General features: G+C 58.9%; 21 protein-coding genes and 1 tRNA gene. 9 read left to right on the plus strand and 13 right to left on the minus strand.

Annotated elements, in window-relative coordinates:
* Position 1: 1 nt before the first annotated feature.
* Complete coding sequence (fdhF, locus tag E2N92_RS03530) at positions 2 to 2,068, minus strand: formate dehydrogenase subunit alpha (RefSeq protein WP_220682321.1); 2,067 nt, start codon at positions 2,066 to 2,068, stop codon at positions 2 to 4.
* A gap of 198 nt (positions 2,069 to 2,266) precedes the next feature.
* On the opposite strand from fdhF, the gene E2N92_RS03535 reads away from it, so the two are divergent.
* Entirely contained in the window at positions 2,267 to 2,923 is a 657-nt protein-coding gene (locus E2N92_RS03535) for a hypothetical protein (protein WP_220682322.1), read from the plus strand.
* Positions 2,924 to 2,943: 20 nt separating this feature from the next.
* Here the strand turns inward: E2N92_RS03535 and E2N92_RS03540 are convergent, their stop codons facing one another.
* Both E2N92_RS03540 and E2N92_RS03545 read right to left on the minus strand, forming a co-directional pair.
* Positions 2,944 to 3,876: a hydantoinase/oxoprolinase family protein gene (locus E2N92_RS03540; RefSeq protein WP_220682323.1), complete on the minus strand. Its 933-nt coding sequence runs from the start codon at positions 3,874 to 3,876 to the stop codon at positions 2,944 to 2,946.
* Positions 3,873 to 4,763: an ATP-grasp domain-containing protein gene (locus tag E2N92_RS03545; RefSeq protein ID WP_220682324.1), complete on the minus strand. Its 891-nt coding sequence runs from the start codon at positions 4,761 to 4,763 to the stop codon at positions 3,873 to 3,875. The genes E2N92_RS03540 and E2N92_RS03545 overlap by 4 nt, the downstream gene beginning before the upstream one ends.
* Before the next feature lie 85 nt (positions 4,764 to 4,848).
* Here E2N92_RS03545 and surE point away from each other — a divergent pair, with 85 nt between their 5' ends.
* Positions 4,849 to 5,628, plus strand: coding sequence for a 5'/3'-nucleotidase SurE (surE, locus tag E2N92_RS03550; RefSeq protein WP_220682325.1), 780 nt, complete (start codon positions 4,849 to 4,851; stop codon positions 5,626 to 5,628).
* Between the two features lie 759 nt (positions 5,629 to 6,387).
* On the opposite strand, the gene E2N92_RS03555 is transcribed toward surE, so the two are convergent.
* A complete protein-coding gene (locus E2N92_RS03555) occupies positions 6,388 to 7,491 on the minus strand; it encodes an RNA-guided endonuclease InsQ/TnpB family protein (RefSeq protein WP_343222856.1) in 1,104 nt (367 codons plus the stop codon).
* Between the two features lie 281 nt (positions 7,492 to 7,772).
* Here E2N92_RS03555 and rpiA point away from each other — a divergent pair, with 281 nt between their 5' ends.
* Positions 7,773 to 8,468 (plus strand): ribose-5-phosphate isomerase RpiA, encoded by a 696-nt coding sequence (rpiA, locus tag E2N92_RS03560; protein ID WP_220682327.1) that lies wholly within the window; start codon positions 7,773 to 7,775, stop codon positions 8,466 to 8,468.
* Here the strand turns inward: rpiA and mreA are convergent.
* The 3 genes from mreA to acs all read right to left on the minus strand — a co-directional run bounded on the left by mreA (position 8,458) and on the right by acs (position 11,553).
* Positions 8,458 to 8,832: an MreA family transcriptional regulator gene (mreA, locus tag E2N92_RS03565; protein WP_220682328.1), complete on the minus strand. Its 375-nt coding sequence runs from the start codon at positions 8,830 to 8,832 to the stop codon at positions 8,458 to 8,460. The two genes, rpiA and mreA, sit on opposite strands and share 11 nt — an antisense overlap.
* 222 nt (positions 8,833 to 9,054) lie before the next feature.
* A complete protein-coding gene (locus E2N92_RS03570; RefSeq protein ID WP_220682329.1) occupies positions 9,055 to 9,615 on the minus strand; it encodes a TATA-box-binding protein in 561 nt (186 codons plus the stop codon).
* A gap of 42 nt (positions 9,616 to 9,657) precedes the next feature.
* Entirely contained in the window at positions 9,658 to 11,553 is a 1,896-nt protein-coding gene (gene acs / locus E2N92_RS03575; protein WP_220682330.1) for an acetate--CoA ligase, read from the minus strand.
* A 507-nt stretch (positions 11,554 to 12,060) separates the two neighbouring features.
* On the opposite strand from acs, the gene E2N92_RS03580 reads away from it, so the two are divergent.
* Complete coding sequence (locus E2N92_RS03580) at positions 12,061 to 14,124, plus strand: acetate--CoA ligase family protein (RefSeq protein ID WP_220682331.1); 2,064 nt, start codon at positions 12,061 to 12,063, stop codon at positions 14,122 to 14,124.
* Between the two features lie 156 nt (positions 14,125 to 14,280).
* Positions 14,281 to 14,541 carry an RNA recognition motif domain-containing protein gene (locus E2N92_RS03585; protein ID WP_220682332.1) on the plus strand — a complete coding sequence of 87 codons (261 nt, stop codon included), beginning with the start codon at positions 14,281 to 14,283 and terminating at the stop codon, positions 14,539 to 14,541.
* Positions 14,542 to 15,558: 1,017 nt separating this feature from the next.
* On the opposite strand, the gene E2N92_RS03590 is transcribed toward E2N92_RS03585, so the two are convergent.
* Genes E2N92_RS03590 through E2N92_RS03600 form a run of 3 tightly spaced genes read right to left on the minus strand, consistent with a single transcriptional unit; the run spans position 15,559 to position 16,571 of the window.
* Positions 15,559 to 15,891 carry a hypothetical protein gene (locus E2N92_RS03590; RefSeq protein WP_220682333.1) on the minus strand — a complete coding sequence of 111 codons (333 nt, stop codon included), beginning with the start codon at positions 15,889 to 15,891 and terminating at the stop codon, positions 15,559 to 15,561.
* 12 nt (positions 15,892 to 15,903) lie between these two features.
* Positions 15,904 to 16,263 (minus strand): hypothetical protein, encoded by a 360-nt coding sequence (locus E2N92_RS03595; protein WP_220682334.1) that lies wholly within the window; start codon positions 16,261 to 16,263, stop codon positions 15,904 to 15,906.
* Between the two features lie 2 nt (positions 16,264 to 16,265).
* Positions 16,266 to 16,571 (minus strand): ArsR/SmtB family transcription factor, encoded by a 306-nt coding sequence (locus E2N92_RS03600; RefSeq protein WP_246589299.1) that lies wholly within the window; start codon positions 16,569 to 16,571, stop codon positions 16,266 to 16,268.
* Between the two features lie 300 nt (positions 16,572 to 16,871).
* Here E2N92_RS03600 and E2N92_RS03605 point away from each other — a divergent pair, with 300 nt between their 5' ends.
* Positions 16,872 to 17,264: a hypothetical protein gene (locus E2N92_RS03605; protein WP_220682335.1), complete on the plus strand. Its 393-nt coding sequence runs from the start codon at positions 16,872 to 16,874 to the stop codon at positions 17,262 to 17,264.
* A gap of 1,127 nt (positions 17,265 to 18,391) precedes the next feature.
* Here E2N92_RS03605 and E2N92_RS03610 read toward each other — a convergent pair.
* Both E2N92_RS03610 and E2N92_RS03615 read right to left on the minus strand, forming a co-directional pair.
* Positions 18,392 to 18,476: transfer RNA gene (locus E2N92_RS03610), tRNA-Leu, on the minus strand.
* A 55-nt stretch (positions 18,477 to 18,531) separates the two neighbouring features.
* Positions 18,532 to 18,846 carry a transcription factor S gene (locus E2N92_RS03615; protein ID WP_220682929.1) on the minus strand — a complete coding sequence of 105 codons (315 nt, stop codon included), beginning with the start codon at positions 18,844 to 18,846 and terminating at the stop codon, positions 18,532 to 18,534.
* A gap of 128 nt (positions 18,847 to 18,974) precedes the next feature.
* Here E2N92_RS03615 and artA point away from each other — a divergent pair, with 128 nt between their 5' ends.
* Positions 18,975 to 19,781 carry an archaeosortase A gene (gene artA / locus E2N92_RS03620; protein ID WP_220682336.1) on the plus strand — a complete coding sequence of 269 codons (807 nt, stop codon included), beginning with the start codon at positions 18,975 to 18,977 and terminating at the stop codon, positions 19,779 to 19,781.
* Here artA and E2N92_RS03625 read toward each other — a convergent pair.
* Positions 19,753 to 20,385 (minus strand): CDP-alcohol phosphatidyltransferase family protein, encoded by a 633-nt coding sequence (locus E2N92_RS03625; RefSeq protein WP_220682337.1) that lies wholly within the window; start codon positions 20,383 to 20,385, stop codon positions 19,753 to 19,755. The two genes, artA and E2N92_RS03625, sit on opposite strands and share 29 nt — an antisense overlap.
* Positions 20,386 to 20,484: 99 nt before the next feature.
* Here E2N92_RS03625 and E2N92_RS03630 point away from each other — a divergent pair, with 99 nt between their 5' ends.
* Positions 20,485 to 21,174 (plus strand): dihydrofolate reductase family protein, encoded by a 690-nt coding sequence (locus E2N92_RS03630; RefSeq protein ID WP_220682338.1) that lies wholly within the window; start codon positions 20,485 to 20,487, stop codon positions 21,172 to 21,174.
* Positions 21,171 to 21,962, plus strand: coding sequence for a signal peptide peptidase SppA (gene sppA, locus E2N92_RS03635; RefSeq protein ID WP_220682339.1), 792 nt, complete (start codon positions 21,171 to 21,173; stop codon positions 21,960 to 21,962). Before E2N92_RS03630 ends, sppA begins: the two co-directional genes overlap by 4 nt.
* Positions 21,963 to 22,589 lie beyond the last annotated feature (627 nt).

The following is a 22,589-nucleotide window of genomic DNA, read 5'->3' on the forward strand; positions in this document are numbered from 1 at the left end:
TTCAGGCCTCCTGGATCTTCTCAACCTTCACAGCACATGCCTTGAACTCCGGGATCTTGGCGATCGGGTCGAGGGCATTGTTGGTCAGGACGTTTGCTGCGCACTCGGCGAAGTGGAACGGCATGAAGGTGACGCCCTTCATAATGTCCTTGGTGACCTTCGCGGGCACGTTGATGGTGCCACGGCGGGAGGTCGCCTTGACCATCTCGCCGTCGACGATACCGAGTTCCCTGGCGTCCTCGGGGTTGAGCTCGATCCAGCCGGTCGGAACCTCGGCGTCGAGGTGCTCGGAGCGGCGGGTCATGGACCCGGTGTGCCAGTGGAAGAGACACCTGCCGGTGGTGAGGATGAGCGGGTACTCCTCGTCCGGGACCTCTGCTGGCGGCTTGTACTCGATGGCATGGAAGACACCTATACCGTCGGGGTGCGAGAACTTGCCGATGTGGAGGATCGGGGTTCCCGGGTGGTCGGTGGACGGGCAGGGCCAGTGGAGGGCCTCGGGCTTCTCGAGCCTCTCGTAGTTCATGCCGTGGTACGACGGGGTAACCTCGGCGATCTCGTTGAAGATCTCCTCGGCGGACTGGTACGGGAACTGGGCTGCATAGCCCATCTTTGCGGCGAGCTCGGAGATGATCTGCCAGTCGAGCTTGGCCTGGCCGGGTGCCTCCTGGGCCTTGTGCCACATCTGGACACGGCGCTCGGTGGAGGTCTGCGTGCCGTCCTTCTCTGCATAGCAGGTGGCCGGGAGCACGACGTCGGCGAGGGCGGCGGTCTCGGTGAGGAAGATGTCCTGCACGACGAGGAACTCAAGGCTCTTGATGGCGTGCTCGACGTGGGTGATGTCGGGGTCGGAGAGCATCGGGTTCTCGCCCATGATGTACATCGCCTTGAGCTCACCGGGGTTGTCGGTGAGGACGTCCATCATGACGGTGACCTCGTAGCCGTTCTTCGGCTCGCAGATGCCGTCGGGGAAGCCCCATGCGTCGGCGAACTTCTTGTGGGCTGCCGGGTCGATGACCTTCTGGTAGCCGGTGAAGACGACCGGGAGTGCACCCATGTCGCAGGCGCCCTGCACGTTGTTCTGGCCACGGAGAGCGTTCACACCGGCGCCGGGCTTGCCGAGGTTGCCGGTGAGCATCTGGATGTTGGCGACGGACTTGACGTTGTCCACACCGGTGGTGTGCTGGGTGATACCCATCGAGTACAGGATGGCGGAAGCCTCGGACTGGGCGAACCACTCGGTTGCCTGCTTCAGCTGCTCGACCGGGATGCCCGAGATCTTCGAGACATTCTCGAAGTCGTACTCAGGCTTCATCACGACTTCCTTGAGTGCCTCGAAGTCCTTCGTGCGAGCCTCGATGAACTCCTTGTCTTCCCATCCGTTCTTGATGATGTACTGCATCATGCCGTTGAGGATGGCGACATCGGAGCCAGAGCGGAACTGCATGTACAGGTCGGCCTGCTTGCCGGTGGCGGTGAGACGCGGGTCGGCGTAGATGATCTTCGCGCCGTTCATCTTGGCCTGGGCGATCTTGCGGCCGATGAGGGGGTGCTGCTCAAAGGTGTTGGACCCCAGAATGAAGAGGCACTTGGACTCGGCGATGTCCAGAATGGAGTTGGTCATCGCACCGGAGCCGAAGGAGGCGGCAAGTCCTGCGACGGTCGAAGCGTGGCAGAGACGGGCGCAGTGGTCGATGTGGCGGGTCTTGAGGACACCGCGGGCGAACTTCATCAGCGCGTAGTTGTCCTCGTTGGAGGTACGGGCCGATGAAAGACAGACCATCTCGTCGGGCTTGTAGGACTTGAGCTTCTGGGCGATGAGGTCGTAGGCCTCCTCCCAGGTCGCCTCGACAAACTCGCCGTCCTTCTTGATGAGCGGCGTGGTGAGGCGGTCCTCACGGTTCACAAATTCCCATGCATAGGTGCCCTTGGGGCAGACCTTACCCTCGTTGACCGGAGAACGGTGGTACGGCTGGACGCCGCAGACCTTTCCGTCCTTGACAACAAGGTTGAAGGAACACCCGGTACCGCAGTACGGGCAGGTCGTTCGAACATACTTTACGTCCATGGAAAAACCTCGGATAAGAAAAAGTCTCAGAGACAGTATTTAAGGTTACCTCTGCGCGCGGCAGAGTTTGATGAATAATGGTGGAAGAAGGGCCCCATGCCCCCCGATTATGATAACACTAATCTTTAACCGGCAATGGTTTTGGTTTACCTGACACTGCTGATAGATTAAAAAAGGGGGGGAGCGCAGCTGTAGTACATGCAGGTGCCCGTGCCGCCCATGCTCGCCGACCTTGTTGCGACCTCCTTTTCTGCCCTTGACGGTGTTGAATTCTCAGACCTCACCCGCTGCCCGGAGTGCGGCGGGGGGGTGCGGGGGCACGACATGAAAAAACGGCGGTTTGCGGTGATCAAAACAGCCCGGGGACGCACCGAGATCACCGTCTGGGTGCGGCGGTATTATTGTACCCGGTGCGGGGCACTCTGTTCGGCCCCGGCCCCCTTCTACCCGGACACCCGGGTGGGGGCGCCGGTCATCGACCTCTGCCGGGTGCTTGCCAGAGAATACTCCTTCAGCCAGGCGGCGAAGATCCTTGCGGCCATGGGCGTCGTCCTCGACCGCGGATCGGTCCGCAACTATGCCGCCCTCGACCTCGGCCCGGTCCCGTCCATCGCACTCTGGGGCCTGCACCTGCCGGGCTCTCTTCTCTCACTCATCTCTCTGACCATCGGCAGGAGTCAGGCGGCTCCCGTCCCAGGGGCAGAAGTCCTCGCGGCCTGCGGTCTCCCAGCCGCAGGTCGGGCACCGCTTCACCCTCACCGGTCTCCGCCCGAACAAGGGAAGGAGCGGGACGAAGAGGAAGAGAAAGAAGAACGGGAGTCCCAGGAGATAGCAGACCGCCGTCACCAGGAGTGAGCCTGCCAGGAGGAGCAGGCTCAGCGTGTACCGTCGCGTCCCGCCACCTCCAGGACCGCATACGCGGGGAGGGCGTCGGCCATGCCCCTCAGTTCCCGGTTCAGGTCGACGCCCGAGAGCATCCCGGCAAAGAGCGGCGACCCGATCCCGCCGCAGACGATCATATTGCACTCGCTTGTTCCCATACAGGTGCTGACCGCCCGCACGATCATCCCGGCCTGTGCCGTCCAGCACTGGGCGGCGATCCCGCGGGCCGCCGCCTCGCCGATCTCCTCGAGGTCGGCGCAGACGACCCTGGCGAGCCGGCGCATCGCCGCTTCCACCGTGACCGGACCGCCGTCCGGGGTGGCCGCGGTGTAGTCTTCGGGGGCGATCTGGCCGAGGACCAGGTGGGCGTCGCCGCTGCACGCAAAGTACTCGGTCGAGACCGGCGTGAAGATCCCACCGACCTCGACGGCCCTGACCAGGGTGGCCACGTTCGTCCTGAGCATCCCGGTGTAGACCAGATACCCCTGCTGGAGACGGAGGAGGTCGGTGAGCCCGCAGAGGTCGTCGAAGCGGTTGAGCGGGACGATGTCCGCGGTGGTGCTGCCGACGTCCAGGAGGACGGCGTTGGGGTAGCGCTCACGGAGATAATCCGCCGAGGCCAGCCAGTTGGCGGCGGCAAGCTGGGGGACCGGGCCGTCGTGGAAGGCTCCGTCGGTCCCGTAGAAGAGGGCGTCGGGGAAGGACTCCTGCACGGCCTCCACGATAAATTTGATCCCCTCAGCCTTGGAGGAGAAACTGTCGGCGAGTTCGCCGCTCATCACGACGGCGGCGTTCTCGCCGTCCTTCGCATAGGGGGCGAGCAGGTCGGCAAGCGGGGCCTCGGTCCAGAGGGGGCAGTAATGGATGTGGGCCCCGGCGCGGTCCACCACCTTCAGGTTCGCTCCACCGACATCGATGCCGATCATAGGGGCATCACCCGGCCTTCGCGGTCGAACTCAACCTTACCCATGAGGTGCACACCGTCGGCCGGCACCTTCCCGCAGGAGGCGTCGACGAGGAGGGCGGCGATCTCTTCCTCCATGCACGCGGCGATCCCGACCATGCTCGTCGTCATCCTGGGGTTCACCTCCAGCACATAGGGCCGGTCGCCGACGACCAGGTCGACGCCCACATACCCCTGGCACCCGAGCACCATCGCCGCCTCCACGGCGGTCCTGACGATCTCGTCCTTCATCGGATGGTCGACCGGCGTCTCCCCGCCATGATAGGCGAAGTAGCCGTCATCGCCGAGGGTGATCTTCTGCCGGTTGAGGGAGAGGACGAGCGGCCCGGCACCTGAGAAGTACAGACAGGCCTCGCCGACGATCCGGCTTCCGATGAGGCTGACCGACATGGGTTCGCCCTCGATATATTCCTGCCCGATCTCGTCGGGGCCGGGCGCCGCCTCGGTGAGTCTGGTGTTGTAGGTGTCGCAGCCGCGGATCGGCTTGACCACTTTGCGCCCTTCGGTCTTCTCTGCAGGGACCGGGATGCCATGCGCGGCAAGCACCTGGAGAGACCGCTTCTTGTTGGCACAGAGGGCGACGTTCATCGACCCGCACCCGATGTTGTGCGTACAGTCCTCGAGTTTCTTGGTGAGAGGGGCGAGGAGGTGGTCGGGGGCGATGACCAACCCGACATCGCAGTCAGGGGCCAGGTCTTCAATCTCGGCCATCAGGTCGCCGTCGCGGGGGCAGACCACCTCGTAGCCGCAGCGTGCAAAACTCTCAGAGAGGATCGTCAGCATGGCCCGCCCCTCCACCGCAAGGTCGGGGTCATGGAAGACGGTGTATTCAGCAAGAAATGCCCTCATTCCCTACTGCGTTGGCATCGACCGGTGATGTAGATATTGATCGCAAACGACTATCAGGGAGGCAGGCATACCCATTCAACCAACGATGGACCGGAAGATTCTTCTCACCAATGACGACGGCGTGTACTCCAACGGCATCTGGGCGGCGTACGAAGCGCTCTCAGAGATCGCCGACGTGACCGTCGTCGCGCCCGCCACCCAGCAGAGCGCGGTCGGGCGCTCGATCTCGATCTTTGAGCCGATCCGCGCAACGAAGATCTCGGTCAACGGGGTGCCGGCCTATGCCGTCGGCGGCAAACCGACCGACGCGGTGATCATCGGGCTCTTCGCCCTCGACCTCCAGCCCGACCTGGTGGTGAGCGGGGTCAACATCGGCGAGAACCTCAGTTTTGAATCGATCATGACCTCGGGCACCGTGGGGGCGGCGCTCGAAGCGGCGAACCACGGGACGCCCTCGGTCGCCTTCTCCCTCCAGGTCTGGGACCAGGGCGACAAGTTCGATGACCCACGCCATGTCGGGAGCAGCTTCGAGGAGGCGAAGACGGTGGTGCGCGACGTCTGCGAACGGATCTTTGCACGCGGCTTCCCGGCAAAGACCGATGTTGTCAACGTGAACATCCCTTCAAAGGTGGAGGGCGGCTACGAGGTCACCACCCTGGCGCGCAAACTCTTCCACACCGGCGTGGAGCGGCGCCTCGACCCGCGCGGGAGACCGTATTACTGGATCAACGGTCCGCTGGTCGAAGACGCCGAGGAAGGAACCGACGTCCATGCGATCAGAAAAGGAAATGTCTCAGTCACCCCGATCACCCTCGACTGCACGGCGGCCGGGGCCGACGACGGGATGCGCGACCTCCTGAAGTAAACGATCCTCTTTTTTTTCGGTACTGTAGAATTTTCGGCATGAGCCTTCGGCTCAAGCAGATGCAATGAAAGGCTCTGTAGAATTGGGCATGAGCCCGGGGCTCAAGCATACGGGATGAAAATTTCTCGTCACGTGCTCTCTCTCTTTTCAAGACAGGAGAACTGGTGGAGACTTCGTTCCATCGCCGCCCCCACCCATCTTCGTCGTGGGGGGTCCGGGGGGTTTCCCCCGGCGCGAGATGGCCGGGAAATCTCGACGATGGGGGCGGCCGATCCATCAGAAGAATTTTCTATCCTCTGCGTATCGGCTTCAACGTGATATGAAGAGTTCAAACGCTCATGCAAATCAGAAGAGAGGAACGTCTGGATCATTTTCATGGTAAACCCTTTTTGATCGTTCTCTTCTCCGGGGGGACGGCCGCCCCCCGGTCTCCTCACAGGATGATAGGTGGTGGACGGCCACTCCCTCTTCATGTTCGTTGATGGTGCCTTCCCGACCCTATCTTCATCCCGGGGGTCCGGGGGCAGCGCCCCCGGCGGGAGCATGGGGGAAGGCGTGGGGATCGATGAGGCGGGCCGCCCTCCATCATAGAATCTTTTCTGGCGTCTCGCACCGGGGGGAAACCCCCCGGACCCCCCACGACGAAGATGGGTGGGGGCGGCGCGATGCACGACTTCGATTTGCTCCTCGGTCACAAGGAGGAGGGTCAGGAATTGATGTGACTGCTCCCCCGACTGAAGTCAGGGGCATCCTGGGATGTTACCCCTGAGATTGCAGTCCCAATCTCACAATATTGATCGCCGCGTTCTGGTCACGATCTATTACCAACCCGCAATGCGGGCAGGAATGAACACGATCAGAAAGCGTCTTTGCGACGATCATCCCACACCTGGAACACTGCTGAGATGTGTTTCTGGGGTTCACCAGGACCACGCGTGAGCCAGCATCTTCCGCTTTGCTCTCAGTGATCGTGATGAACATATTCCAGGCAACATCTGCAATGCTTTTTGCCAGATGATGGTTCTTTTCCATTTTTATGATATTCAGATCCTCGAACACGATCGTACCGAACCGATCCACCAACTGCCGGGAGGTCTGATGAGCAAAATTGAGCCGTCTGTTGGCGATCCGTTCGTGGATGTGTGCGACGATCTTCCGGGCTTTCTTCCGTTCAGGAGTGCCCTTCTCTGCCTTCGAGAGTTTCCTCTGTGCTTTCGCAAGAGCCTTCTCGTCGGTACGGAAGAACCTGGGGTTCTTGATCTTCTCCCCGTTTGAGAGGGTGGCGAAGGACTCCAGACCAACGTCGATCCCAACGACAGTCTCCTTCTGAGGTGCAGGGGAAGGATCATACTCGACCGAGAAACAGGCGTACCACTTGCCGGTCGAAGACCGCCGGATTGTGAGGGTCTTGATCGTCCCTTCGACTGGACGGTGGAGGACAATCCTTACGTCTCCTACCTTTGAGAGATGGAGACGATCTCCTATCAACTTGAACCCAGACTGTTTGTACGTGATGCTGTCGTATCGTCCTTTCCCCTTAAACCGAGGGTAGCCCGGCTTTTCCCCTGCTTTCACCCGCCGGAAGTACGCTTTGAAGGCAAGATCCACGCGCATCTGAACATTCTGGAGAACCTGAGAATAAACCTGATTCAGATCAGGTCGTTCCTTCTTCCACTGCGTCAGGATCTTGTTGGTTTCATAGAGAGAAAGAGAACGCTGTTCCTCTTCCCAAGCGTTCTTTCGCAATGCGAGCGTATCGTTATAGATCCACCGACATATCTCAAGCGTCTGCTCAAGGAGAGAGACTTGAGACTTTGAGGGATAGATCCGATACCGATATGCCTTACGCATTATAGTTTTCATGGGCTTCAATGCGTAATGAGATTATCGGAGGACGGCATTCATCCCCCCACTGAAGTGGGGGGCCTTCTGCCTGTTTTCTTCGTAAAGCTGATATGAAATATTTATCTCGGATGGGCCGGGAAGGCGGGCCCCGTGATCATGAAGAGGATAGTGCCGCCCCTCCCCCTCAGGCAAAACCATAGGATACAGACGGACTCATCCTCCGCTACAGCTGTCTCACCCCCACCCGATCGATCACCGGCGCCACCCCTTATCTGTCCGGGCCTCCATACTTTTTTCCAATGAGCAAACAGGACAACCTCGAGATAAAGCGCGTCGCGGGCGTCGCCGCCGCAGCAGAGGTACAGGACGGCATGGTGATCGGCCTCGGCACCGGGTCGACGGCACATTATGCGATCCTCAGGATCGGCGAACGGGTCAGGGAAGAGGGACTCTCGGTCGTCGGCGTTCCGACCTCGTACCAGTCGGCGATGCGGGCGCGCGCGGCCGGGATCAGGGTGGTCGATCTCGCCGACGTCGATGCGATCGACCTGACCATCGACGGTGCCGACCAGGTGGACGCGGCCTTCAACCTCATCAAGGGCGGCGGGGCGGCGCACACCCGCGAGAAGTGCGTGGCGGCGGCATCAAAGCGGATCATCACGGTTGTGGACCCTTCAAAACTCTCGGAACAATTGAACGTACCGGTGCCGGTCGAAGTCGTTCCCTATGCAGCCACCCTGATCGCACGACAGGTGGAAGCCCTCGGCGGCGTGCCGGTGCTCCGGGAAGGCGTGAAGAAAGACGGCCCCGTCATCACCGACAACGGAAACTTTGTCTTCGACTGCGACTTCGGGACAATCGCCGATCCGGCAGGGGTTGAAGCACAGTTGAACGCCCTTCCGGGCGTTCTGACCTGCGGGATCTTCACGGAATTTGCAGAAAAAATATGTGTTCTCGTTGGTGAGAGCAGCGGGTGCAGGACCCTCACGAGATAAGGCCTCTGGCCTTCTCGATGAGTGCCAGCTGGTTATCAACCTCTTTTCTCTTATTTCTCTCAATGACGTCGATGATCTCGTTGATCGGCCTGGAAAGCGAATAGATCTTGACAGGACGCCCCTTGCTCTCGGCCTTGCTCTCACGGGTGTTGATCCACTTCTTCTCCTTGAGGTAACGCATTGCAATCGAGACCTCAGGCTGCCTGAGGTCGGTGCCGCGCTCGATCTCCCGGGAGGTTGCTTCATCGGTGTTGGCAAGGTAAACGAGTACCTTGGCGACATTGCGCTTGATCCCGATGTCGATGAGGAGTGTGGCGAACTCTTCTTCTTTCTGAGTAAAGTACAGGACTTCTTCTGCTTTCATGATGTTCACCCAGTTGACCAATATTAGGTTTCGTATCGGAAATATAAGAATATTGGCGACGGTTATATATCGCGCACGATAATCCGGGTTACAATATCATCTCTCAAAAGAGGAGCGCCGTGGGCCTGGATCCCCTTGACAACCCATCGATCTCAGGTTCCCGATGGCTGAAGGGGGTTCTCTTACTAAATATATTGGCGCAATAATTAAAAAAGATATAGTTTAGAGAAGGCCGAGATTCGAGAGATCGGTAATGATCTTTTGAACCGCGAGGCGCGCGTCCTCGGGCTTCTTGCCGCCGGTGATAATCAACTTCCCCGAACCGAAGAGGAGGACGACCACCTTGGGCTCTTCGAGGCGATAAACAAGGCCGGGAAACTGTTCGGGCTCGTACTCGATCCGGTCGAGGTTGAAGCCGATCGCGATCTTGTTGAGATTGATGGGTTTACCGGGGTCAGCGGAGGTGACGATGTTCTGGATCGTATAGGTGAGATGTTCATCGATCTCGATGTCGAGGTCACGGAGTTTTCCGCCAAGGATTTCCAGTCCCTGGCTGAGGCTTTCAACGCTTTTCGCTCCGGTAAGGACGACTTTCCCCGATCCGAAGACCAGAGCGGCGATCTTCGGTTCTTTCATCCTGATGACAACACCGGGAAACCGTTTCTTGTCGTAGTCGGCCCCCGGGATGCGCGATGATATCGTCGGGAGGTCAAGGGAGTCGGTTACTTTGGCAGAGGCAACGATATTTTCTATCTTCAGAGATTCCTCTGGGGTACCGTGCATGTTTATAAATGACGTAAAAAAGGTATATAAAGAGTTGGTCGATCATTCCTCCAGGGTCGAGAGGTCCCCCAGATCCATCCCGAGTTCCTGTGCCCGCAGCACGCGGCGCATGATCTTGCCGCTCCTGGTCTTGGGGAGGGAATCGACAAACTCGACCTCGTTTGGCATGGCAATCGGCCCCACCGTCATCCTGACATGATAACGCAGGTCTGAGACAAGACGGTCGCTCCCGACCTGGCCGTTGCGGAGGATGACGAAGGCCTTGATCTGGTTGCCCTTCACCGGGTCGGGGGTGCCGATCACCGCCGCCTCTGCCACAGCCTCGTGGGAGACGAGGGCCGACTCCACCTCGGCGGTGCCGATGTTGTGGCCGGCGACGATGATCAGGTCGTCGGCGCGGCCGATGACCATGATATTGCCGTCATGCCCCTTCACCGCGAGGTCGGTGGCGGTGTAGACGCTGTCGATGGTGGTCCAGTACTGCCGGTACCGCTCGTCGTTGTTGTAGACCCCCCGCAGCATCGAGGGCCAGGGCTGCTGGATCACCAGGTAGCCCCCGTTCCCGGGCTCGACCGGGTTGCCGTCCGAGTCGACGACGTCGGCGAAGACCCCCGGAATGGGCTGGCCGGCAAATCCCGGACGCATCGGTTCGCCGACCATCGTGGTGATCATGTGCATCCCGGTCTCGGTCTGCCACCAGGTGTCGACGATCGGGCAGCGGCACCCGCCGATGTGGTGGTAGAACCACTCGAAGGCCTCGGGGTTGAGGGGTTCGCCGACCGATGCGAGGATCCGCAGCGAACTGAGATCGTACTTCGCGGGCCATTCCTCGCCCACTCGCATGAACATCCTGATCGCCGTCGGAGCGGTGTAGAAGACCGAGATACCGTAGTCCCGGATCAGTTTCCACCAGATCCCGGCGTCAGGGTAGTCGGGGGTCGACTCGGTGAAGAAGACCGTCGCCCCGTTGAGCAGGGGGCCGTAGACCACATAGGAGTGGCCGGTGATCCAGCCGGGATCGGCGGTGCACCAGTAGACATCGTCCTCTTTGACGTCGAGGACATACTTGGTCGTGTACTGGGTGCCGACCGCATATCCGCCGCAGGCATGGACGATCCCCTTGGGCGCCCCGGTCGTGCCGCTGGTGTACAGCAGGAAGAGCGGGTCTTCGGCATCCATCACCTCGGCCTCACAGGTGTGCGGTTCGTTCTCCATCAGTTCCTCGAAGTCGACCTCCATCTCAGAGTGGAGTTCGACCCTCGGCTCGTCCCGGCGCAGGACGACGATCGTCTCGACGCTCGGTGCGTTGACCACCGCTTCTTCCACGATCGGCTTGAGCTGGATCGCCTTGCCACGGCGCATCGAACTGTCCGCGGTGATCACGACCCTGGAGCCCGAGTCGCGGATCCGCTGGTTGAGGGCGTTGACCCCGAATCCTCCGAATACCACCGAGTGGACCGCACCGATCCTGGCACAGGCAAGCATGGCGACGACCTGCTCAGGGATGACCGGCATGTAGATGCAGACGCGGTCGCCTTTCTTTACTCCGATCCGTTTGAGACCGTTGGCGAGTCGGCAGACCTGCCTGAGAAGCTGGCTGTAGGTGTAGGCCTTCTCCTCCCCTTCCTCTCCGCGCCAGAAGAGGGCGACTTTGTTTGCCCGGCCATTCTTCACATGCCGGTCCAGACAGTTGTAAGTGATGTTGATCTTCCCGTTCAGATACCACCTGGCGTACGGGAAATCCCATTGCATCACCTCGTCAAATGGTTCGAACCAATCGAGTTCTGCTGCTCGTGCCTTCCAGAACGCCTCAGGGTCGCTGACGAATTTCTGGTACGCCGTCTGATAGTCTCCGATCCACGACCGCTCCCGGTAGGAGGGATCGGGCCGGTAGTATTTCGGGGCCTCGAGAGGCACAGCAAAATCTTGCTCCGTCATGGGGCACCTCGGATTGCCATGAAAGATACCTCTGGTATTTTTCACGAGCGAATCTACACGATCAATAGTGAACGTCCGATATATATTTTGTGGTAAGCCAGATAATGCCTTTATTTCTGGATTTGCATCCTAAATTCGACGATTTACGACATGCGTGCAATTCACATGATCATACGTGAGGAATCGCGCAGTGAGATAATTCCCCCTATTTCAGGGGAATTACCTTTAATACCCCCTCTTTTTCATCTGAAAAGACCGATATCGGCATACCATCAGGCACTGATCTTCGGCGATTGCCGACTGGGTCTTCAACAAATTCAAAAAGAACTTAAAGACAGGAGTATGACACTATGATGTCAACCCAATAAAAATTTCATATCAGTGCACGTACCGAATGTTGTCGCATTTGAGAGCGCTGTTCCCTGATCCAGGCTGTCATAAAGCCATAAAAAGCCCCTGGCGGCTGCTCCGGGTCAGTTAGTTCCCAGTATCTGAGAGGAAAGTTCCATGGCAAAGAGAATGCTGAGTGAGGCAGAAGGATATGACCTCCTCCGGGAGTACGGTGTCCCGACCCCTGGCTTTGAGATCGTTACGAGCGCCGATGCTGCCGCGAAGGCGGCGTCAGCCATCGGTTTCCCGGTCGTCATGAAGATTATATCCCCCCAGATCGTCCACAAGAGCGATGCTGGCGGGGTAGTTGTGGGGATCTCGGGGGCCGCCGAGGCAAAGAAGGCCTTTACACAGATCGTCGAATCTGCGATAGAGTATAACCCAGAAGCCGAGATCAAGGGCGTCATCATCGAAGAAATGGCAAAACCGGGTCTTGAACTCATCCTCGGCGGGAAGACCGATCCCGCCTTCGGAAAGGTGATCACCTTCGGGATGGGCGGAACCCTCGTCGAGTTGATGAAGGACGTCACCCTCAGGATCCTCCCGATCTCCAGAGAGGAGATCAGGACGATGGTTAGAGAGATCAACGCCTACCCCCTCATCGCGGGGTACCGCGGGATGAAACCGAGGGACGAGGATGCCCTGATCGAGATCATCGCCGGGGTGGCGACGTTCTTCGAGGAAAACCCGCAGGTGACCGAGTTCGACATCAACCCGATGCGGCTGTACGAGTCGGGTGCCTGCGCGGTGGATGCCAGGGTCATCGTGGACGACGAGTACGAGCCTATCGTGCGCAAAGAGCGGACCTTCGTCCCGCCCGAGTACTTCACCCCCCGCTCGGTCGCGGTCATCGGTGCCTCGTCCGACCCGCAGAAGATGGGCTATGCCGTCCTTCACAACCTCCTCCACTTCCCCGGCCAGATCTACCCGGTCAACAACAAGCGGACCGAGGTCCAGGGGCTCAAGGCCTACCCGACGGTGACGTCGATCCCCAACCCCGTCGACCTCGCGGTGATCACCGTCCCGGCGGTCCATGTCCCGCGCGTGATGCAGGAGTGCGGCGAGAAGAAGATCCCGCTGGTCGTGGTCATCACCGCCGGGTTCAAGGAGGCAGGCGAGGAGGGCAAGGTCCTCGAAGAGCGGATGCTCGACATCGCCAGGCACTACAATATCAGGATCGTCGGCCCCAACTGTCTGGGCCTGATCATCCCGCCCAGGGGCCTGGACACCACCTATGTCCACGAGTCGCCGGAGGCCGGCAGCATCGCCTTCATCTCGCAGAGCGGTGCCATCATCAACACCGTCGTCGACTGGAGTCTCAAGCAGGAGATCGGGTTCTCCGCGGTCTTCTCGGTGGGCAACCAGTCCGACCTCGACTTTCTGGACTATCTGCGGTTCGTGGAGCAGGACAAGAGCACCAAGGCGATCATCCTGTACATCGAGCAGCTCACCAACGGCCGGGAGTTCATGGAGGTCGTCTCAGAGGTGGCGAAGAAGAAGCCGGTCGTTGCGATCAAGTCGGGCTCCTCCCAGAAGGGACAGAAGGCCGCCTCGTCCCACACGGGATCGCTCTCAGGCTCGTACGAGGTCTACATGGAGGCATTCAGGGAGGCGGGCGTCATCCCGGTACGGGCGCTCCGCGGCGCCTTCGAGGTAGCCGAACTCTGTGCTTCGCCGGGCGGGTACCCGAAGGGCAGGCGTGCGATCGTGATCACCAATGCCGGCGGGTTCGCCGTTCTCTCCTCCGACTATGCGGAGATGTACGGTCTCGACCTCATCGACCTCCCGCCCGAGATCCTGGCGGAACTCAACGAGTTCCTCCCCGACTACTGGAGTCATGCAAACCCCCTCGACCTCCTCGGCGATGCCTCCGAGAAGCGGTTCCAGCAGGTCTTCGATGTGCTTGCCCGCCACTCGGACCTCTGGGACATGGCCTTTGTGGTCGGGTTCCCGAACCTGGTTCTGGACTCAGAGCGTCTGGCCCGGCAGATCATCAACTTCAGCGGGAAGACCGAGAATCTGGTTGTCGGTTCTCTCCTGGGCGGCGAGTGCATGGATGCCGGCAAGAAGGTGCTCAAGGAGCACCAGATCCCCAACTTCGACGACCTCGAGCAGACCTTCAAGGTGGTCGGCCGCGTCGTCTGGCAGCGGTGCAGGGCAAAGTCCATCGGGCTGCCCTGAATTTTTCATTTCAAAAAATATTTTTTTATATCATTTTGCATTCTCAATGCTCGATGATAAGGCCGATGCCGGCATCAACAGAATTGTGTTCCCGTCCCTCTCCGCACCAAACTATTATCATCCTCCACCGACATTTCCCTCCAGAGGGGACCAGAGATGGAAACCAGCAGATTGTATGTCGGGAATCTGACCTATTCGGTAACCGAAGAGGAATTAGAGGAGCTCTTCTCCAACTACGGCGAAGTCAAGAGCGTTAAGATCATCGGCGACAAAGGATTCGGTTTTGTCGAGATGGAAACTGTTGAAGAGGCCGAAAAAGCAATGGAAGCCCTGAACGGGACCGAGTTTGTCGGAAGGACGATGCGGGTGGAGGAGGCGCAGCCGCCCCGCCCGCGGAGAGAATTTCGGAGATATTGATCTCTCCTTTTCATTCTCTTTTCGTGTGCACCGGGGCGGCAGGGTGCAGACGCTTTTTTAACAGATTTCACAGGGACCGGATTTCTAAAAGTGGTATGAGAAGACCTCTGGTTTTCGAGGAGTGACAGGCCTTTGAAACACTTTGTGTTTACCATGAGGTCATCCCAAAACTACTCTGATCCTGATAGGTGCGTGGAGGAAGTCTCTGAAGCACGGTGTCGTTCAAGAGCTTGTTGCCGCCCTGTCCCTATCTTCGTCGTGGGGGGATCCGGGGGGTCTCCCCCCGGCAGAAGAGAGCAAGGAACCATTCTTTATTCATTCTGTGGGCGGCACGTCGGATCGGTCTGCCTTTCTCCGTCATTCGCACCGGGGATAATGCCCCCGGACCCCTGTGATAGCGATTAAAGTGGGGGAGGCAGAGGAATGGCCGGAATAGGTCTCGATCCTGAAGGTTGATCGAGCCAAGGATACTTTTGGGATATGCTCCACGAAAATGATCCAGAAAATCGCCTCTCCAGGTTTCCAGAATGGTTTGAGTCCACCAAACACCTTCTGGATCGATACGGAGATTGCGGATACATCTCCCGAATGATCAGGCCTCTGCCTTCCCGGCCCTATCTTCGTCCCAGGGGTTCCGGGGGCAGAGCCCCCGGCGTGTATGATAGAGGAAGGCACGTCGATCAGAGGTGCCGCCCCTAATTGCAGGATCTTTTCTGCCGTCTCGCGCCGGGGGGAAACCCCCCGGACCCCCCACGGACGAAGATAGCCGGGGGCGGCGATTGAGTGAGATCTTCACCGGTTCTCCTGTCCCGAAAAAGAGAGATCGAACGGCGATTAATATTCATCCCATATGCTTGAGGCGTGTTTTCGCCTCATGTCCAGTTCTACAAAGCCTGTGCTTTTCAAGTTCTCTTTGGTCGCACTTGCCGTAAAAGGAGTTCTGGATGAATTCCATCATAAACATCTAGCCCCCGGAAAACAGGCCGACAAAAAAAAATAGGTGAGCCGCACCCCCTGTCATTCAGAGACCTTCGCCAGCACCCCCTCGATATGATCGATCTTCTTCCCCATCGCCTCGACCCGCCTGCTCACCGCCGCCATGTCCACTCCATTCTTCTCCACTAGGAGGGCATCCAGGTAGCCCTCGACCCAGGTCTTCACCCGCCCGGCACAGAAACAGATACCGAGATAGGCATATGCCAGGAGAAAGAGAGAGATGAGTCCCGGCCACGCGGCCCCTGCGACGTGGGGATTTGCCAGCGAGACGAGACCGATGAGAAGCAGTGCCACCGTGACCGCCACCGCCGTCCAGGCAAGCCAGCCCTCGTCCGGTATCCTGTCAAGGTTCATATCCGATTCCCCTCACTCCGAGACCTTCACCAGGATATTCTCGATATGCTCCAGTTGCTTCTCCATATGGTCGAGTTTTTCGTTCAGAACCGCCATCCTCGCACCGGTCTCTCCCGCCCCGGTCTTCTGCTCCACGAGGGCGTCCAGGTAGCGCTCAAGCCAGCCCTTCACCTTCACGACGATAATGGAGAGGACCATATAGGCCAGGATCAGCGGGATCAGCAGATAGGATAAACTCGTCAGGGGGATGATCAGGAAACTCAGGTCGAGAGCAAGAGTAGACGCCAGGACCAGCGAAACGATCATCAGCATCAACAGCCCGATCACCAGCCAGGTCAGCCAGTGAAATGTACGCAATCTTACACAGTGCATTTTTACTCCTCACGCAGGTGTTTGATCAGCTCCAGGTCCACAACCAGTGCAAAGGGGGCGGCCCGGTAGTACCGCCTCATGAGAGGGGGGTCGTCGGTGACGCGGGCGGTCCCGACGGCCAGCCCCCGCTTCTCCAGTTGCTTGAGATAGATGGTGACGAGGGGGCGCGAGATCCCGAGTTCTTCCGAGATCTCCCGCGCATACTTCTCCTCCTCTGCAATCGCCCTGAGAATCCTGAGCCGCTGCTCATTTCCCAGAAATCCGAGCAAATCGGAGAGGTCTTTGAGGGAGGTGGTTGTGGATATCAACAGGTGTAAATTTTCTTTTACAGTATATAAAATATGCGATCCAATATATTTCAAACCACGATCTTTCAAAAATTATCCTGAGAATAAAATACCCTCCCCGGTCCACCACACAGACCTTCCCTCCCGCCCCCCTCAAGACGCAATCGTATAGCGGACGAGATGAACAGAAACGAGCGCGTTCATGAGGATAAAGAATCCCGGCATCGAAAGAGAGAGTATGATCAGGTCATGAAGTACACGCACCCGGAGCACATGATGCAAGGGCCAAACTATTAATACCAGATCACTGATTATCCGCCCATGGCCGGTGTATCACGACCCCTCGGGGTCACGATTGTGGGCTTGTTGTATCTGTTTCTGGGGATACTCGGACTGCTTGCCGGGATCACCGTGTTCATGGCCGGGACTGCTCTTGAAGTGGCCGGGGTAGGCGCTTTTGCAGGGGGCATCGTCATCCTTGTGGCGCTCGTCAACCTCGCAATAGGGTTAGGGTGTTTCAAAGGGTGGGGGTGGGTATGGACCGTCGCCGTTCTCTTCTCATTCATCAATATCCTGATCGCCCTCTACAACTGGTGGGTGGCCGGCCACACCATGGCGGGACTCACCACGGCGCTGGTGAGCATCATCATTCCGGTGATCATCCTCTGGTATCTCTTCAAGGACAACGTGAAGGCCTTCTTCGGGAAGACCTGACTTTCTTACATTTTTTCATCCATATCAAAGTCCCGGACGGGCATGACGTTGGAATAGACCTGATATGAATTGGAGGAGAGACCCGTTCATTGCCCGGGAAATTATTTGTGGGCTCTGTAGAATCGGGCATGAACCCTGGGCTCAAGCATACGCGATGAAAATTCTTGGTGGTCTCTAGTGAGTGGATCCTTGCTCCCTCTTCGGAGCAGGACACCACATAGGGCGACCACTTCGTTGCCGCCCCCACCCATCTTCGTCGTGGGGGGTCCGGGGGGTGAAACCCCCCGGTGCGGGATTCCAGGAACGATTCTACGATGAGGGCGGCACATCGGATCATCACGCCTTCCCAAACATCGGTGCCGGGGGCGCTGCCCCCGGACCCCCGGGACGAAGATAGGGCCGGGAAGGCAGAGGCCCGATCATTCAGGAGATGCATCTGCAATCTCTGTATCAGTCCTGAAGGCGGGTGGTGGATTCAAACCATTATGGAAACCCGGAGAGATGATCGTCAGGATCATTTTCATGGTAATGTTTCATGAACCTGCGGTTCAAGCATACGCGATGAAAATTGTTTCGAGGACATTTCCGGAGTGTTTCCTTACGGCAGGACAATGGACTGGAACACCGTTCAATTGCCGCCCCCGCCAATCCTCTCTCCGTGGGGGGTCCGGGGGGAACGAGCGACAGCGAGTTCGAGAAGACCCGGAGGGTCTTCGAGTCGGCCCCCCGGCGCGAGACGGCGGTAAAGATTATGCGATAGAGGGCGGCACGTCTGATCATCATGCCTTCCCTCATCTTCACACCGGGGGCTCTGCCCCCGGAACCCCCGGGATGAAGATAGGGCGGGGAAGGCAGAGAGCCTGATCGTTCTGAGGGCGGTTTTGTTCTCCGGATATCAGTTATGAGATAAATCTGTGTGTTTGAATTCTCATCCGTAACTCCAGAATTGAACGTCTGGATCATTTTCATAGTAATTCGGCATGAGGCGACATCACCCCTCAAGCACACGGGATGAAAATTCCTGTGGTTCTCCGGTTTCCTTCCAGGAGTTCAAAAACCATATCTCCCACCTGGGGACTGCCACCCGGAGATCCAGGATGACCTTATTGAATAGATTGCATAAGAAGTGCGAGGGGAGCGATTCGAACGCTCGAACACCTACGTGACAAGGCCCTCAACCTTGCGCCTTTGACCTGGCTCGGCAACCCTCGCCCGAAAAACGGGTTGGAGATGTGATGTCTCCAATACCTGTATGCTTTCCTGAGATTTAATCGTATTCCCGCCAGGTGTGGCTGCACTTGGTGCAACGGAAGAAGCGGACCTCGCTCTCATCCGCACTCCGGAGCTGGCGCAGCCACCAGAAGGCGAGGTTGTTCCCACACTCGGGGCACGGGACATTCGTCGTCGGGAGGGTCTGCGCCTTCTCCTCATCGTCGACGATCGTGATCTCCTTCTCAATGCGAGTGGCCGTGATCTTCAGGTCGTCCTCCTTCTCGATCGCCTGAAGATAGCCGCACTTGCGGCACTTCATCTGACCACCCGATGACATCATCAGGCTGTTGCACTTCGGGCAGAACATCATCCATCCAATATTGGGAGGCATGCCTGATTAAGCCTTGGATATCTGACATTCACGGCGGAGGGGCGGGGGACTCGGGATTTTTATCCTCTTGAGAACGGTTAATTATACGTGCAGGCAAATAGTGGGTGATGGAAGCACTCCTCCTCACCGCAGCCTTCGTCTCCTTCATCCTCTTCCTTGTCCCCGGAAGACACGGTGCCTATGCCGGGATCGCAGGGTGGCTCTCGATGTCGCTCTTTCTCTTCGCCGAGGTTCCCCACTACCTCTCCATCAACAACTTCCTGTACCCCATTCTGGCGGTCCTCTCAATCCCCTTCATGTACGTGACCGCACGGAGGTTGCTCGCCGGAGATGCAAACGTCCAGTACCTTACCCGTGCCGCAGCGGTCGCCGTCCTCGTCTACCTCCCCTTCGCCTACACTTCCCTCGGCGACTGGCTCATCGGCGTCGTCACCGGAGAAGTCGGATGGCTCCTCAACCTCGTCGGCGTCCAGGTCTCGATGTACGACTGGAACATGTTCATCAGAAACGGGTTGCGGGTCGAGATCATCCTCGGGTGCACCGGGATCCAGAGCATCGCCATCATGCTTGGCGTGGCCGCCGCCGTCCCGACCGACCTGCGCCAGAAGATCCTCGCCGTCCTGGTCGTCGTCCCGACCATCTATATCCTCAACCTGCTGAGGAACGTCTTCGTGATCACCGCCTACACCGGGCAGTGGTTCCCGTACTTCCCCGAGATCGCCAGCAACGGTGAGTTTGGGTATGAGAGTTTCTTCTGGGCCCACAACGTCCTCTGCGAACTCGGGGCCCTCATCGCCCTCGTGATCATCGCCTACGCCCTCTTCGCCCTCATCCCGGACCTCGGCCGGATGGCCGGCGGCCTGTATCAGGCCTACCGCGACGACCTCACGAGAGTGATCTCGAGAGATAGATGATCCGCTGGATCGCCGAGAGGTTGGTGCAGACGGCGATGACCAGGACCGAGAGCCAGGCATACCCGAGCGACGCCCCGACGATGAGGACGATGAGGGTCTCGGGCCTGCCGAAGAACCCGACCCCCTCCAGGGGGTCGTGGATCTTCCCGCCGACCCGGTCGGAGAACCCAACCTCGGCATAGACCACCGGTTTGATGAAGGTGTTGATCATCGAGCCGAAGATCGCAACGGCGACGACCGCGAAGTCGACCTCAGGCGGGAGGGGGAAAAACCTGGAGAGGATCGCCGTCCCCGAGAGTCCGACGCCGAGGATGGCAAGGGCGTCGACATACTTGTCGAAGACCCAATCGATCACCGCGCCGAAATCGGTCTGGCACCCCTTCTTCCTGGCGACCGTCCCGTCCACCAGGTCGAGGACGGCCGAGACGAGCAGAAGAAGACTCCCCAGCACGAAAGAACTCTTCGCATAGGCGACCATGCAGAAGACCCCGAACAGCAGGGAGAGATAGGAGATCTGGTTGGGGCTGAAGCCGGCCCTGATAAAAATGTCGGCGACAGGTTCGAGTTTAGAGATGAGACGCGGCCTCAGCGCCGTAATATTCATATCAGTATTAAGGTCTGCTCAAAGCCATAAGGGTTGCTTTGATACCCTCGTCACGGACCCGACCCTCTTTTAAATCTCAGACGTAATATAGAGACAGAGATGACAGCGATACCGACGCGACCGCATGTGCTGATGATGTCTGAGATTACCGTGGACGGCAAACTCACCCTGAAGAGGGGGGCGTCCAGCAAGATTCTCATGCAGCACATGGCCCCAGAGACCGAGGTTCTCCTGCACAAGACCCGCGCCGAATGCGACGCCATCATGGTCGGGTCCAGGACCATTGCCATCGACAACTCGTATCTGACCGTCCGCCTGATCGAGGGCAAAAGCCCGCTCCGGGTCATCCCCTCCGGCATGGCAACCATATCCCCCGACGCCAACGTGCTCAACCGCGACGCACCCACGCTCGTCGCCGTCTCGGAAGCGGCGCCCGAAGAGCGGGTCGCCGCGATCCGGGCGAAGGGCGTCGATGTCGTCGTCTGCGGAAAGGAGCACGTCGATCTTCCCGCGCTCATGCAGGTGCTTTACGAGGACTACGGCGTCCGGAAGATGATGATCGAGGGGGGTCCGACCCTCAACTGGCATATGCTCAGGCACGCCCTCGTCGACGAGATCAGGCTTATCCACCTCCCCTTCATCGTGGGCGGCGAGGACACCCCCTCGCTGGTCGGCGGGATGCATATCGAGTCTGAGGATGAGATGATCCGCCTCGATCTCCAGAAGTATTATATGTGCGGGACCAATCTGGTGACCGAATACACAGTCAGGTACAGGAATCATGAATGAACTTTCTCAGGGAAGAACTTGAGCGCGTGCAGAAGAGGCGGAGACAGAAGAAGTGGCTCCTCGCAGCAGGGGTCATGCTCTTTATCGCCATAGTCTCCGCCGTCATCATCGCTTTTGTCCTGATGCCTGCCGTCGCCGGCGAAGAGGTCGCCGTGATCCGGGTGGAGGGCGAACTTCTCACCGGCGATTTCTCGGGCGGGGGGTACGTGGGCAGCGAGGCCATCGGGCGAGATCTCAGAGAGGCCGCCGACGACCCCTCTGTGGAGGCGGTGGTGCTCAGGATCAACAGTCCTGGCGGCAGCCCGGCCGCCGCGCAGGAGGTGATCCGCGACCTGGAATATACCAGAGCAAAAAAACCGGTCGTCACCTCGATGGGGGAGATGGCCGCCTCCGCGGCGTACCTCATCGCCGCACATACCGACCGGATCTATCTCTCCCCCGACACCGTCACCGGGAGCATCGGGGTGATCTGGCTCTTCCCCGACGAGAGCAAGTGGATGGAAGAGGAGGGCAGGCAGGTCGAGGTGGTGAAGTCCGGCGAGCAGAAGGACATGACATCCCCGTTCCGCCCACTCACCGATGAAGAACGGGCCTATGCCCAGCAGATGGTGGACGAGAGTTTCGAGACGTTCATCGCCGACATCATGAAGGAGCGCCCGGTGAAACGCGCCGATGTCGAGACGGCCCGGGTGATCAGGGGCGAAGAGGCCATCTCCATCGGTCTCGCCGACGAGGAGGGGAACCTCTTCGATGCCATCGATGGTGCGAAGACCCTCGCCGCCGCGTAACGACGAGACCTCACTCAAAAAAATCCGATACTTTTTTTCGGCGGGAGAATTCGGCATGAAGCCCGATCACCACGCCTTCCCGACCCCGGAGAAAGAACAGAAAAGGGAAAAAACATGCCAAACCGTGCCGTCCCCCATCCTATCCCTCATGTGAGACGGCAGGAGAGACCCGGTGAAAAGGGAACGGCACATTTTGATCGTGACGCCGTCCCGCTTGGCCACGAAGATTGGAGCGGGATGGGAACAGGTCGATCTATTTCTCAGCGGGATCGCGTGTTCCATGCCGTCCCCACCCTATCTTCTCACGACGATACCAGAGAAGATTCAGTGATGAGGGGGACGGCGCGGGTGATCATCACGTCGTCCCGTTTTTATGCCCCCAAAGATTGGAGTGGGCCGGAATTGTGAGGGTTCCCATTTCAGCGGGGACCACGCGCCCATTGCCGTCCCCTGTACAATCTTTCCGCGAGATGCCGGAAAAGATTCGAAGATGAGGGGGACGGCGCGGATTATCACGACGCTGTCCTGTTTTCATGACCACGAAGATAGGTGGAGGACGGAAGAGTGGTGATCATCATTCCGCGGGATCACGCGTGATGCCGTCCCCTGTCCAATCTTTTCGCGAGA

This window comes from Methanofollis formosanus (genome assembly GCF_019633745.1).
Lineage (GTDB): Archaea > Halobacteriota > Methanomicrobia > Methanomicrobiales > Methanofollaceae > Methanofollis > Methanofollis formosanus.